This window comes from Streptomyces sp. NPDC085481 (assembly GCF_044541845.1).
Taxonomy (GTDB): Bacteria; Actinomycetota; Actinomycetes; order Streptomycetales; family Streptomycetaceae; genus Streptomyces.
Window position 1 is genome coordinate 139,562 of sequence record NZ_JBITTJ010000010.1, and the last position, 13,169, is coordinate 152,730.

General features: G+C 72.4%; 8 protein-coding genes. 5 read left to right on the forward strand and 3 right to left on the reverse strand.

The window, feature by feature from the left end; genetic code table 11:
• Positions 1-100 precede the first annotated feature (100 nt).
• From treS to ACIGEZ_RS21830, 3 genes are all read right to left on the reverse strand, one after another.
• Entirely contained in the window at positions 101-1,813 is a 1,713-nt protein-coding gene (treS, locus tag ACIGEZ_RS21820) for a maltose alpha-D-glucosyltransferase (protein ID WP_399833489.1), read from the reverse strand.
• Positions 1,810-3,804 (reverse strand): alpha-1,4-glucan--maltose-1-phosphate maltosyltransferase, encoded by a 1,995-nt coding sequence (locus ACIGEZ_RS21825; protein WP_399833491.1) that lies wholly within the window; start codon positions 3,802-3,804, stop codon positions 1,810-1,812. Before ACIGEZ_RS21825 ends, treS begins: the two co-directional genes overlap by 4 nt.
• Positions 3,805-4,176: 372 nt before the next feature.
• Complete coding sequence (locus tag ACIGEZ_RS21830; RefSeq protein ID WP_399833493.1) at positions 4,177-5,118, reverse strand: SDR family oxidoreductase; 942 nt, start codon at positions 5,116-5,118, stop codon at positions 4,177-4,179.
• Between the two features lie 117 nt (positions 5,119-5,235).
• Between ACIGEZ_RS21830 and ACIGEZ_RS21835 the strand changes: the two genes are divergently transcribed.
• The 5 genes from ACIGEZ_RS21835 (at position 5,236) to glgP (ending at position 13,078) form a co-directional block, all read left to right on the forward strand.
• On the forward strand, positions 5,236-6,249 hold the full coding sequence (locus ACIGEZ_RS21835; RefSeq protein WP_399833495.1) for an AraC family transcriptional regulator: 1,014 nt from the start codon (positions 5,236-5,238) through the stop codon (positions 6,247-6,249).
• A 145-nt stretch (positions 6,250-6,394) separates the two neighbouring features.
• Complete coding sequence (locus ACIGEZ_RS21840; protein WP_399833497.1) at positions 6,395-7,837, forward strand: 4-hydroxyphenylacetate 3-hydroxylase family protein; 1,443 nt, start codon at positions 6,395-6,397, stop codon at positions 7,835-7,837.
• Between the two features lie 184 nt (positions 7,838-8,021).
• Positions 8,022-9,116, forward strand: a complete 1,095-nt coding sequence (locus tag ACIGEZ_RS21845) for a monodechloroaminopyrrolnitrin synthase PrnB family protein (protein ID WP_399833499.1) — start codon at positions 8,022-8,024, stop codon at positions 9,114-9,116.
• Between the two features lie 13 nt (positions 9,117-9,129).
• Complete coding sequence (locus ACIGEZ_RS21850; protein ID WP_399833501.1) at positions 9,130-10,452, forward strand: FAD-dependent monooxygenase; 1,323 nt, start codon at positions 9,130-9,132, stop codon at positions 10,450-10,452.
• A 76-nt stretch (positions 10,453-10,528) separates the two neighbouring features.
• Complete coding sequence (gene glgP, locus ACIGEZ_RS21855; protein ID WP_399833503.1) at positions 10,529-13,078, forward strand: alpha-glucan family phosphorylase; 2,550 nt, start codon at positions 10,529-10,531, stop codon at positions 13,076-13,078.
• The last annotated feature ends 91 nt before the right edge of the window (positions 13,079-13,169 follow it).

The following is a 13,169-nucleotide window of genomic DNA, read 5'->3' on the forward strand; positions in this document are numbered from 1 at the left end:
CAAGAAGGCCCGTATGGACCTGAAGTGCGTGTGTGACACAGTGCCCAGCCTGGGACGGGGGAAACCGCCCCACACGGGACAGAACTGAATTGACGGTACTTCAGGACCGCTTGAGGCGGAACCAGTAGAAGCCGTGCCCTGCCAGGGTCAGCAGATACGGCCACTCCCCGATCGCCGGGAACCGGACCCCGCCGATCAGCTCCACCGGCCGGGTCCCGTCGAAGCGGCGCAGGTCCAGCTCCGTCGGCTGTGCGAACCGGGAGAAGTTGTTCACGCACAGCACCAGGTCGGCGTCCAGTCCCTCTTCCGGGGCGGTCTCGCGGAGGAAGGCGAGCACCGCCGGGTTGGACGACGGCAGTTCGGTGTACGAGCCGGTCCCGAAGGCACGGTTCTGCTTCCGGATCTCGATCATCCGCTTCGTCCAGTGCAGCAGCGAGGACGGCGATGCCATCCCCGCCTCCACATTGGTCACCTGGTAGCCGTGCACCGGGTCCATGATGGCCGGCAGGTAGAGCCGGCCCGGATCGCAGGAGGAGAAGCCCGCGTTGCGGTCCGGGGTCCACTGCATCGGGGTGCGCACCCCGTCCCGGTCACCGAGCCAGATGTTGTCGCCCATGCCGATCTCGTCGCCGTAGTACAGCACCGGCGAGCCCGGCAGTGAGAAGAGCAGTGCGGTGAACAGCTCCATCTGCTTGCGGTCGTTGTCGAGGAGCGGGGCGAGCCGCCGCCGGATGCCGATGTTGGCCCGCATCCGCGGGTCCTTGGCGTACTCGGCGTACATGTAGTCGCGCTCTTCGTCCGTGACCATCTCGAGCGTGAGCTCGTCGTGGTTGCGCAGGAAGATGCCCCACTGGCAGCCCGAGGGGATCTCCGGGGTCTTCGCCAGGATCTCGGAGACCGGGTAGCGCGACTCGCGGCGCACCGCCATGAAGATCCGCGGCATCACCGGGAAGTGGAAGGCCATGTGGCACTCGTCGCCGCCCGAGCCGAAGTCGCCGAAGTAGTCGACCACGTCCTCCGGCCACTGGTTCGCCTCGGCGAGCAGCACCCGGTCCGGGTAGTGCTCGTCGATCTCCTTGCGGACCTGCTTGAGGAAGGTGTGGGTGGCGGGGAGGTTCTCGCAGTTGGTGCCCTCCTCCTGGTAGAGGTACGGCACGGCGTCGAGCCGGAAGCCGTCGATCCCCAGGTCGAGCCAGAAGCGCAGCGAGGACAGGATCTCCTCCTGGACGGCCGGGTTCTCGTAGTTGAGGTCCGGCTGGTGGGAGAAGAAGCGGTGCCAGTAGTACTGCTTGCGGACCGGGTCGAAGGTCCAGTTGGAGGTCTCGGTGTCGACGAAGATGATCCGGGCGTCCGCGTACCGCTTGTCGTCGTCCGCCCAGACGTAGTAGTCCCCGTACGGCCCCTCGGGGTCGGCGCGCGACTGCTGGAACCACGGGTGCTGGTCGCTGGTGTGGTTCATGACGAAGTCGATGATCACGCGCATCCCGCGGGCGTGGGCCGCGTCCACGAACTCCACGAAGTCGGCGAGGTCGCCGAACTCGGGCAGCACGGAGGTGTAGTCGGCGACGTCGTAGCCGCCGTCCCGCAGCGGGGACTTGAAGAACGGCGGCAGCCAGAGGCAGTCCACGCCGAGCCACTGGAGGTAGTCCAGGCGGGACGTGATGCCTTTCAGGTCGCCGACTCCGTCCCCGTTGCTGTCCTGGAAGGAGCGGACCAGGACCTCGTAGAAGACCGCCCGCTTGAACCAGTCGGGATCGCGGTCCTTGGCGGGGGTGTCCTCGAAGGTGTCGGGGACGGGTTCGTTGACAGTCATGATGTGGGTGACCCTCCGGTCTGCGGGGACGGTCGCAGGACGAGTACGTGCGCGGGCGTGACACCCGGCTCGAGGCGCACGTAGTTGGCCCTGCCCCAGTGATAGGTCTCGCCGGTGAGCTCGTCGCGCACCGGCGCGGTCTCGTGCCAGTCGAGGCCGAGTTCCGGCATGTCCAACGAGACCGTGGCCTCCTGGGTGTGGTGGGGGTCGAGGTTGGCGACCACCAGAACGGTGTTCGATCCCGAGCGCTTGCTGTACGCGATCACGGCGTCGTTGTCGGTCGTGTGGAAGGTCAGGTTCCGCAGCCGGCGCAGGGCGGGGTGGCGGCGCCTGATCCGGTTGAGCGTGGTGATCAGCGGGGCGATCGAGGCACCCGAGCGTTCGGCCGACTCCCAGTCACGGGGCCGCAGTTGGTACTTCTCCGAGTCCAGGTACTCCTCGCTGCCGTCCCGCAGCGCGGTGTTCTCGCACAGCTCGTACCCGGCGTACACGCCCCAGGTGGGGGAGAGGGTCGCGGCGAGCACCGCCCGGACCTCGAACGCGGGCCGTCCGCCGGTCTGGAGGTAGGCGTGCAGGATGTCCGGGGTGTTCACGAAGAGGTTCGGCCGCATGTGGGCGGCCGCCTCCCCGGACAGCTCGGTCAGGTACTCCGTGAGCTCGTCCTTGGTGTTGCGCCAGGTGAAGTACGTGTACGACTGCTGGAAGCCGATCGCACCGAGCGTGTGCATCATCGCGGGCCGGGTGAACGCCTCCGCCAGGAAGATCACGTCCGGGTCGGCACGGTTGATCTCGCCGATCACCCGCTCCCAGAACACCACCGGCTTGGTGTGCGGGTTGTCGACGCGGAAGATCCGCACCCCGTGGTCCATCCAGTGCCTCAGCACCCGTACCGTCTCCGCGACGATGCCGTCCATGTTGTCGCCGGCCCCGTCGAACGCGATGGGGTAGATGTCCTGGTACTTCTTCGGCGGGTTCTCGGCGTACGCGATCGAGCCGTCCGGGCGGTGGGTGAACCACTCCGGGTGCTTCTCCACCCACGGGTGGTCCGGCGAGCACTGGAGCGCGAAGTCCAGGGCGATCTCCAGGCGCAGTTCGCGGGCCCGCGCCACGAAGGCGTCGAAGTCCTCGATCGTGCCCAGGTCCGGGTGGACGGCGTCGTGGCCGCCCTCCGGCGAGCCGATCGCCCACGGCACGCCCACGTCCTCGGGGCTCGCCGACAGCGAGTTGTTCGGGCCCTTGCGGTGGGTGACGCCGATCGGGTGGATCGGCGGCAGGTACACCACGTCGAAGCCCATCGCCGCCACCGCGGGCAGCCGCTCGGCCGCCGTCCGGAAGGTACCGGGGACGGTGCGGCCGCGGACCTTCCGTACGCCCTCGGAGCGCGGGAAGAACTCGTACCAGGAGCCGAACAGGGCCCGCTCCCGCTCCACCCGGAGCGGCAACGCGGGGGAGGTGCTGAGCAGTTCGCGCAACGGGTGGCGCTCCAGGGCCCGCAGGACCCTGGGCGCGAGCGCCGCCGCCAGCCGGACCGCGGCCGGCCGGTTCTCGTCGCGCAGCGTGTCCGCCACGGCGAGCACCGCCTCGCGGCCGCCGCCCTTCTTCGGCACGCCCTTGGCGGCCCGCTCGTGCAGCTCGGCGCCCTCGGCCAGGACCAGCTCGGAGTCGATGCCGGCCGGGATCTTGATCTTCGCGATGTGCCGCCAGGTGGCCAGCGGGTCGCTCCAGGCCTCGACCGTGTAGCTCCACAGGCCCTCGGCCCCGGGGGTGACCTCGGCGCCCCACCGGTCGGTGCCGGGGGCCAGTTCGCGCATCGGGGTCCACGGCCCCGGCCGGCCGGACGGGCCGCGGAGCACGACATTGGCGGCGACCGCGTCGTGGCCCTCGCGGAAGACGGTGGCCGTGACCTCGAAGGTCTCGCCCACCACCGCCTTCGCGGGGCGGCGGCCACAGTCGACCAGCGGGCGGACGTCCAGTACGGGAATGCGTCCCATGAGCGGATTCACAGCATCACCTGAGGGTTTGCGGGGGTGCGGGTGGTGGTGCGCTCTTTCTAGCTCCGTAGACGGCCGGTGGGTTGCGGGCATGGCCGCTCCTGTGCGCGTTCACTCGGACGGGGGGTCTACAGGGGGTACAGAGAGGTACGGGGAGGAGCCTTCCCACCGTTTTCGGGTGGGCAATCCGGCGCTTTGTTAACTACTAGGGCGTAGCCGCACCGGCAAGAACGCGTCCCGGACAAGAAACCGGCCCCGTCCTTGTGGGACGGGGCCGGTTCCCCCCGGGCCCGGTCCGTGGCTCCGGTCCCTGGAGGTCGTGCGTTCTCGGCGGCTTGGGCCGAATGGCCGTACAGCTGTACGGGGATTCGCTCATCCCTGCGGTGAGGCCGGCTCCTCCTCTGTGTCGTTCGCCCACACCTGCCAGGGCTGGCGGGTCACCCACTCCTCCACCGGCACCGGGTCCACCGCCAGGACCTCCGCCGACACCCCGTCGTCGCCCGCCATCAGCAGCGGATCGCTGCCCGTGGCCAGATAGTGGTAGACGCCGGCCACGCCCGCCGCCGTCTCCGGGCCGAGCAGTCGGACGAGGCCGCGCTCGAACACCTCGGGCTGCAGCGGCACATACCGCACCGAGCGGCCCAGTCCCCGGCCGAAAGCAGCCGCCAGATCCGGTCCGGTCAGCGAGAGCGCCCCGCCGATGTCGAAGGTGCGGCCCTCCAGGCCCTCCCGGGTCAGCGCCGCGTACGCCGCCTGCGCCAGGTCCCGGTGCGAGATCCACGCGGTCGGCGTGGCCGCCGGCAGCGGGTAGGCGAGTACGCCCTCGTTCACCAGGGAGGGCCCGTTCCACGGCGAGAACAGGTTGTCCAGGTACACCGGCGGCCGTACGACCACCAGCGGCACCCCGCAGCCCCGGAACAGCTCCTCCGCGATCCGCCGGGTCTCGAACGCCGGCACCGACGTCGGCGCCTGCGGAATGCGGGTGTTGGCGTTGAACACCAGCCGTGACACCCCCGCGTCGTCCGCCGCCCGCGCGATGTTCCGCGCGTACAGACGGACCCGCTCGGTGTCGTACACCAGCGGCAAGGTGACAAACGCGTGGGTGACTCCCTCGAAGAGTCGCCGCACATCTCCCGGGCTGCCAAGCTCGCCCGCCACGAACTCGGCGCCCGGCAGCGGCGGGCGATCCCCTTGCGGCCGCCGGGTCAGCGTACGGACGAGGTGGTGCCGCTCGGCGAGCAGTCGTGCCACCGCGCTGCCCTGGAAACCGGTCGCCCCCACGACCGCCACCCGCATCGGAATCTGACTGGACATGTGTGGAAGAAGCCCTTCGATAGGGTGGGACCGCTGCCGTGTCGGCTTCCTTACAGGCTGTAGCGGCGGTTCCATCCGTTCAATTAACAAACCGGGGCGGAAGTTGAAGGATCGTCCATGGACATCGTGGGAAACCGACCGACCGACGCGCGAACCGACCGCCGTGCGCAGGGACGTGCGGACCGGCACCCGGCAGAGCGTGACGACCTCCTGAGCGAGCTGCTGAAACCGCTCCGCCTCACCGGGGTCTTCGACAGCCGCTGGCACGTCAGCGCACCCTGGGCCATCGAGGGCGACGCCGAACAGGGCTGCGCCGTCCTCCACTACATCGTCGAGGGCGGCTGCTGGATCACCGGCGCCGGCCAGACCCCGCTCGAACTGCACGCCGGCGACCTCATCGTCTTCCCCACCGGCATGGCCCACCGGCTCTCCGACCGCCCCGACCGCCAGGGCGTCCCCCTCAAGGCCGTCCTGCCCGAACGGCAGCCGGGCACCTCGGGCGAGATCCGCATCGAGGGCACCGGAGCCGAGAGCCGACTGCTGTGCGCAGGACTCCACTACGACGCCAGCGCCGCCACCGGCCTGTACCAGTCGCTGCCCTGGGCCCTCGTCCTCGACGGCGCCCAGGTCCGTCGCGAGCCGCTGCTGCGCGACACCCTGCGCCTGCTGGCCTCCGCCGACCGGCCCGTCGAACCGGGCGACCGGCTCATCACCCTGCGCGCCTTCGAGATGGCCCTCGTCCTCGCGCTGCGCCCCCTGCTGCGCGAACTCGCCGACAACCCCGCCTCGCTGCCCGTGCTGCGCCACCCCGGCATCAGCCGGGCCCTCGTGATCATCGCGACCCGCTTCGCCGAGCCGTGGACCATCGACTCCCTCGCCCGCGAGGTCGGCATGTCCCGCTCCGCCTTCACCGCCGCCTTCCGCGAACTCGTCGGCGAGTCCCCGGCCCGCCATCTCACCGCCCGGCGCATGCAGGAGGCCGCCCGGCTGCTCACCGAGACCTCCCTGCCCCAGTCCGCCGTCCCGGCCCGCGTCGGCTACCAGAGCGCCGTCGGCTTCCACCTGGCCTTTCGCAAATGGTTCGGGACGACGCCCGGCGAACACCGGGCGGGTGTCGCGAGCGCCGCGTGAAACCCACGTGAACGGGAGGGGGCTGGCCGGTTCTTAAGGACACCTGGACGGACGTTCATTGCCGGAGGCCTTCCGTCCGTGAAGGCTCAAGGCGGCACAGCCGCAGCACCTTCCGTGGCGCACCCCGAGGAGAGGCGACAGACCGGTGACGAGGTCCGGGCAGGAGTATCTGGAGGCGTTACGCGACGGGCGCGAGGTCTGGCTCGACGGGGAACGCGTCAAGGACGTCACCGCCCACCCGGCGTTCCGCGCCACCGCGGCCTCCTTCGCCCGGCTGTACGACCTGTCCGCCGACCCGGCGCTGCGCCCCGTCCTGCTCAAGGGCGGGGTGCACCGTGCGTACGCCGTGCCCCGCTCGTACGAGGACCTGGTGGCCCGACGGCGCGCGTACAAACTGTGGGCGGAGGGCAGCTACGGCTTCCTCGGCCGTACCCCTGACCACATGGCCTCGGGGGCGGCCGGCTTCGCGGCCGTGCCGTCCGTGTTCACGGGTGAGGGGGACGGTGGCTTCGACGGTGCCGAGCACGCCCTCGCCCTCCATCGCCGCCTCGCCGAGGGCGATCTGTTCTGCGCCTTCACGCTCACCGACCCGGCGGCCGGCCCGGGTGCCGGCGACGACCTGAGGATCCGGGTCGTCGAGGAGCGCGCCGGCGGTGTCGTCGTACGCGGCGCCAAGACCGTCGGCACCGGCGCCGTCTTCGCCGACGAGATCCTCGTCGGCACCATCGAACCGCTCCCCGCCGACGACATCGAGCACGCGGTCACGTTCTCCTTACCGGTCGACACCCCCGGCCTGAAGCTGATCTCCCGCACCTCCTACGAGCAGCGCGCCCGCTCGGTCTTCGACCAGCCGCTGTCCGCCCGCTACGACGAGAACGACGCGCTCCTCGTCTGCGAGGACGTCCTCGTGCCCTGGGAACGGGTGCTGACCTACCGCGACCCGGCCACCACCGCCGGCATCTGGTGGCGCACCCCCGCCTACCTGAACTTCGTGCATCAGTCCGCGACCCGCTTCTGGACCAAGCTCGAGTTCCTCACCGGCCTCGCCATCCTCGTCGCCCGCTCCAACGGCACGGACCGGCTCCCGGCCGTCACCCAGGCCGTCGGCCGGCTCCTCGGCATGGTCGCCCAGGCCAAGGCCTTCGTCCTCGCCGCCGAGGCCTCCTGGGAGGAGGTCGACGGCGGGCGGGGCGGGGTGCGGCCCGGGCAGGAGATCTCCTTCGCCCAGCGGATCATGGCGGGCGAGCTGTACCCCCGGGCCGTCCAGGACATCAAACTCCTCGCGGGCGGGGGGCTGATCCAGCTCCCGGCCAGCGGCCGCGACCTGCTCCACCCCGAACTCGGTCCGCTCGTACGGCAGTACGTCCGCACCCCGGGCACCCCCGCCGAGGACCGGATCAAGCTCCTCAAGCTGGCCTGGGACGCCCTCGGCTCCGAGTTCGCCGGCCGCCACGAGCAGTACGAGCGCTTCTACCAGGGCGCCCCGCACGTCTACCACACCATGCAGACCTGGGCCGGCGCCGCCGACGACTGCGAGGCGCTGGCCCGTGCCTGCCTGGACGGCTACGACCTGGGGACGGCCAAGTGAGCGCGGAGGGGCCGCGGGGCGCGTCAGGGGCGCCGGCCGTCACCCGGCCGCTGCCCTCCGTACGGCTGCGGCCGCCCACCCCCGCCACGGCGCCACCGCGCCAGGCCCGGGTGGGCGCATAACGCCGACCGCCCGAGCGGTCCGCCACCCCACCACTCACCTACCTCTCCCGAGGGGGCCTGCTGTGACGCTGTACGACCTCGTCGTGCCCGGACTCGACCGAGACCCGCGCTACCGGATAGCCGACATCCGCGCCGCCGATCCGCTCGGCGCGGACGCCCTGCTCGCCGCGGTGCCCGCGATGAACGCCGACGCCGACGTCGCCGCGCTCACCGTCGCCCTGCGCGCACTCGTCCCCGACCTCGACCGGGCCGCCGAATGGAGCGTGGCCGACGCACTGGCCGCCATGCGGGACCTGGGCATCCTGCTCGGCTCGCTGAAACGGCACGGCGTCCAGCCCGTCGCCGCCGTTCCCGAGGTGCTGCCCGTCCTCGAACTCATCGGGCGGCGCACCGACATGGTGCCCCGCGACACCGTGCACCACTACACGGCCTGGAACCCGGCCGGCACCCGGCGGCGCACCTACACCGGGCACGTCATGGAGGCCCAGCTCCAGGAGTCCGTACGGATGGCGTTCCCCGGGCTCGTCGCCGCGCTCGACGACTGCGCCCGGATCGCCCGCCTGGAGCCGTACGACCCCGGCTTCGCGCTCGCGCTCGACCGCACCGCCCGACTCGTCCGGACCATCGTGGACGCCATCGACGTCACCGTCGCCAACGTCTCGCCCGAGTACTTCGCGCGCACCCTGCGGCCCTACTTCGAGGAGATCGACGTCGACGGCCGCGACTACCTCGGCCCCGCCGCCTCCCAGGTCCCGCTCTGGCTGGTCGACCTGACGCTGTGGCAGTGCGACCGCTCGCACGCCGACTACGACGCCTTCCTCGCCGACTCCCTGCCGTACGCGCTGCCGTCCTGGCGGGCCTTCCACGCCCGGCACAGCGGCGGGGTGTCCGCCGTCAGCAAGCTGTCCGCCGCGATCAGCTGGGAGAGCGTCGAACGGCTGCCCCCGCAGCTCGCCGCCTCGGCCCGCTCGCTCGCCCGGGTCCTTCGGATCCTCAAGTCCTTCCGGGCCCGGCACTTCACCCTCGCCCGCAAGGCCTACCGGGACGACCTGCGGCTGTACGACCAGGGCAGCGGCGGCGCCCCCGTCGCCCTGCTGCGCTCGATCCTCGACCTGACCCGCGACAACGAGACGCTGGTGCGCCGCGCCGGCGCCTGACGCAGGAGACCCCATGACCCCCCACATCGTCATCGCCGGCGGCGGCGTCGCCGGGCTCACCGCCGCGCTCGCCCTGCACGCCGCCGGCTTCGAGCGGATCACCGTCGTCGAGGCGGGCCGGGCGCTGCGGCCGGCCGGCGCCGGGCTCAACCTCATGCCCGGCGCCGTTCGCGAGCTCGACGCGCTCGGACTGCTCGGCGCCCTGGAGTCCGGCGCCGCCCTGCGCACCCGCGAGCTGCGCTACTACCACCGCTCCGGCGGGCTGATCTCCCGCGAGCCGCGCGGCCTGGGCGCCGGATACCGCTGGCCCCAGCTGTCGGTGCACCGCGCCCACCTCCAGCAGGTGCTCGGCGACGCCGTACGGGAGCGGCTCGGGCCCGCCGCCCTCGTCCCCGGCGTACGGGTGACCGGGGTGGAGGTGCTCGCCGACGGGCGGCCCCGGCTCAGCCTGGAGCACCGGGACGGCGGCCGCAGCGGGCGGGCCTCCCTGGAGGCGGACGTCCTCGTCGGCGCCGACGGCATCCGCTCGGCCGTCCGGGCCGCGCTCAACCCGGGCGAGGCGGGGCCCTCGTGGAACGGGACGGTCGTGTGGCGCGGGGTCTCGCGAATGCCCGCGGCGGCGGTCGGCTCCTTCATGCTCATCGCCGGGGACGACCGGCAGAAGGCCGTCGTCTACCCGATGACCCGGCCCGCGGGGCCCGGCGGCCCGGTCCTGGTCAACTGGGCGCTCGCCCGGCCCGCCGAGGGCGTCTTCGAGGAGCGCCTGCTCGGGGACTGGAACAGGCCCGCGGACGTCGACACCTTCCTGCACCACTACGAGGGGTGGGAGTTCGGTGGCGTCCGTGTGCCCGAGGTGCTGCGCGCCGCGGAGACCTCGCACGCGTACCCCATGGTCGACCGGGAGCCGCTCGACCGCTGGACCCACGGCCGCACCACCCTCATCGGCGACGCCGCCCACGCCATGTACCCCATCGGCTCCAACGGCGCCAGCCAGTCGATCGTCGACGCCCGCGCCCTCGCCCACGCCCTGGCCGCCCACCCCGACCCGGCCGAGGCCCTGCACGCGTACGAGAGCGAGCGGCGCCCCGTCACCACCGCCCTCCAGCACGCCAACCGGCAGCTCGGCCCCGAGGCCGTCATCCACCTCGCCCACCAGCGCGCCCCGCACGGCTTCACCGACATCCACCAGGTCATCCCGGCCGAGGAACTCGCCGCCATCGCCTGCCGCTACGCCGCCACGGGCGCCTTCGACCCGGCCACCGTCAACCTGGGCTCCCCCTACGGGCCGCCGTACCTCCCCGCACGCGCCGTGGCGGGACCCGCGCCCGTCGCCTAGCCTTCCGGGCGGCAACCACGGATGCACAGCGTGGTGCTTCCGCTCCGCTCCGTCACACCCTGCGAAGGTGGAACACGTGAAGGCAATCCGTCGATTCACCGTGCGTCCCGTCCTCCCCGACACCCTTCGACCCCTCGCCGACCTGGCGCGCAACCTGCGCTGGTCCTGGCACGAACCCACCCGTGAACTCTTCGACGCCGTCGACCCCGTGGGCCTCCGGGCCGCGGACGGCGACCCCGTCCGCGCGCTCGGCGCCATCGACGCCGGGCGGCTCGCCGCCCTCGCCGCCGACCAGGACTTCCTGGCCCGGCTGCGGGCCGCGGCCGAGGACCTCGACCGCTATCTGACCGAGCCCCGCTGGTACCAGCGGCAGCCCGGCGAGCTGCCCGCCTCCCTCGCGTACTTCTCGCCCGAGTTCGGCATCACCGCCGCCCTGCCCCAGTACTCCGGCGGCCTCGGCATCCTCGCCGGCGACCACCTCAAGGCCGCCAGTGACCTCGGCGTCCCGCTCATCGGCGTCGGACTGCTCTACCGGCACGGCTACTTCCGGCAGTCCCTCTCCCGCGACGGCTGGCAGCAGGAGCACTACCCCGTCCTCGACCCCGGCGAGCTCCCCGTCACCCTGCTGCGCGAACCCGACGGCGCCCCCGCCCGGGTCACCCTCGCCCTGCCCGGCGGACGCAGCCTGCACGCCCACATCTGGACCGCGCAGGTCGGCCGGGTCCCGCTCCTCATGCTCGACTCGGACGTGGAGGAGAACGCCCCCGGCGAACGCGAGGTCACCGACCGGCTGTACGGCGGCGGCAGCGAGCACCGGCTGCTCCAGGAGATGCTGCTCGGCATCGGCGGCGTCCGCGCGCTGCGCATGTACGGCCGGCTCACCGGCACCCCGGCGCCCGAGGTCTTCCACACCAACGAGGGCCACGCCGGCTTCCTGGGCCTCGAACGCATCCGCGAACTCGCCGGGCAGGGCCTCGACTTCGACGCCGCCCTGGAGACCGTCCGGGCCGGCACCGTGTTCACCACGCACACCCCCGTGCCCGCCGGCATCGACCGCTTCGAGCGGTCCCTGATCGCCCGCCACCTCGGCGAGGACGGCGCGCTGCCCGGCGTCGACGTCGGCCGCATCCTCGCCCTCGGTGACGAGACCCCGCTCGGCGGTGAGCCCGGCGTGTTCAACATGGCCGCCATGGGGCTCCGGCTCGCCCAGCGCGCCAACGGGGTCTCCACCCTGCACGGCGCCGTCAGCCGCGCCATGTTCGCCGGGCTCTGGCCCGGCTTCGAATCCGACGAGATCCCCCTCGCCTCCGTCACCAACGGCGTCCACGCGCCCACCTGGACCGCCCCCGAAGTCGCCCGGCTCGGCCCCGAGGCGGGCGACCGGGAGCTGTGGGAGCTCCGCCGCACCCTGCGCGAGCGGCTCGTCACCGACGTACGGCAGCGGCTACGGGCCTCCTGGCGGCAGCGTGGTGCGGCGGCCGCCGAACTCGGCTGGACCGACACGGTCCTCGACCCCGACGTCCTCACCATCGGATTCGCCCGCCGCGTCCCCTCGTACAAGCGGCTCACCCTGATGCTGCGCGACAAGGACCGGCTGCGGGCCCTGCTGCTGCACCCCGAGCGGCCGGTGCAGCTGGTCGTCGCGGGCAAGGCGCACCCGGCGGACGACGGCGGGAAGAAGCTCGTGCAGGAGCTGATCCGGTTCGCCGACGACCCGCGGGTGCGGCACCGGATCGTCTTCCTGCCCGACTACGGCATGGGCATGGCCCGCGGGCTCTACCCGGGCTGCGACGTCTGGCTCAACAACCCGTTGCGCCCCCTGGAGGCCTGCGGGACCAGCGGGATGAAGGCCGCGCTCAACGGCTGCCTCAACCTGTCGGTGCTGGACGGCTGGTGGGACGAGTGGTTCGAGCCCGACTTCGGCTGGGCGATCCCGACCGCCGACGGGGCCGCGGCGCTCGACGAGGAGCGCCGCGACGACCTGGAGGCCGCCGCGCTCTACGAGCTGATCGAACGCCGGGTCGCCCCCCGGTTCTACGACCGCGGCCCCGACGGGGTGCCGGCCGGCTGGACCGCGATGGTCCGGCGCACCCTGACCGACCTCGGGCCCAAGGTGCTCGCCGACCGGATGGTCCGCGAGTACGTGACACGCCTGTACGCCCCCGCTGCCGCCGCCCACCGGGCGCTCGCCCCGGCCGCGGCCCGCGAACTCGCCGCCTGGAAGGCCCGGGTGCGCGGGGCATGGCCGAAGGTGTCCGTCGACCATGTCGAGGTCGGTGACGACCTGGAGGACGCCGAGCTCGGCGCGACTCCCGCCGTGCGGGTCCGGGTGGCGCTCGGGGAGCTGCGGCCCGAGGACGTCGAGGTGCAGGCCGTCACGGGGCGTGTGGACGCCGACGACCGGCTGCTCGACGCCCGCACGAGCGTCCTCAAGCCGGCGGGCGGGCCTGACCTGGAGGGCCGTATCCCGTACGCGGGGGTCCTCTCCCTGGACCGCACGGGCCCGTTCGGCTCGACGGTCCGCGTCCTGCCGACCCATCCGCTGCTGGCCCACCCGGCCGAGCTCGGCCTGGTGACGCTGCCGGCGGAGACGAGCGGGGAGCGGGGCGGCGTGCTGCTGCGCTAATGGTCCGGACCAGTGCTCTTGACGTGTCCATGGAGTGCCTCTAAGTTCCACGCTCGACGCGGAGTTCATTCTCCCGACCTGCGTTCACATG

Bases quoted from the DNA above. Each gene is read 5' to 3' on its own strand.
- treS (WP_399833489.1), bottom strand. From the start codon at position 1,813: ATGACTGTCAACGAACCCGTCCCCGACACCTTCGAGGACACCCCCGCC.
- ACIGEZ_RS21825 (WP_399833491.1), bottom strand. From the start codon at position 3,804: ATGGGACGCATTCCCGTACTGGACGTCCGCCCGCTGGTCGACTGTGGC.
- ACIGEZ_RS21830 (WP_399833493.1), bottom strand. From the start codon at position 5,118: ATGTCCAGTCAGATTCCGATGCGGGTGGCGGTCGTGGGGGCGACCGGT.
- ACIGEZ_RS21835 (WP_399833495.1), top strand. From the start codon at position 5,236: ATGGACATCGTGGGAAACCGACCGACCGACGCGCGAACCGACCGCCGT.
- ACIGEZ_RS21850 (WP_399833501.1), top strand. From the start codon at position 9,130: ATGACCCCCCACATCGTCATCGCCGGCGGCGGCGTCGCCGGGCTCACC.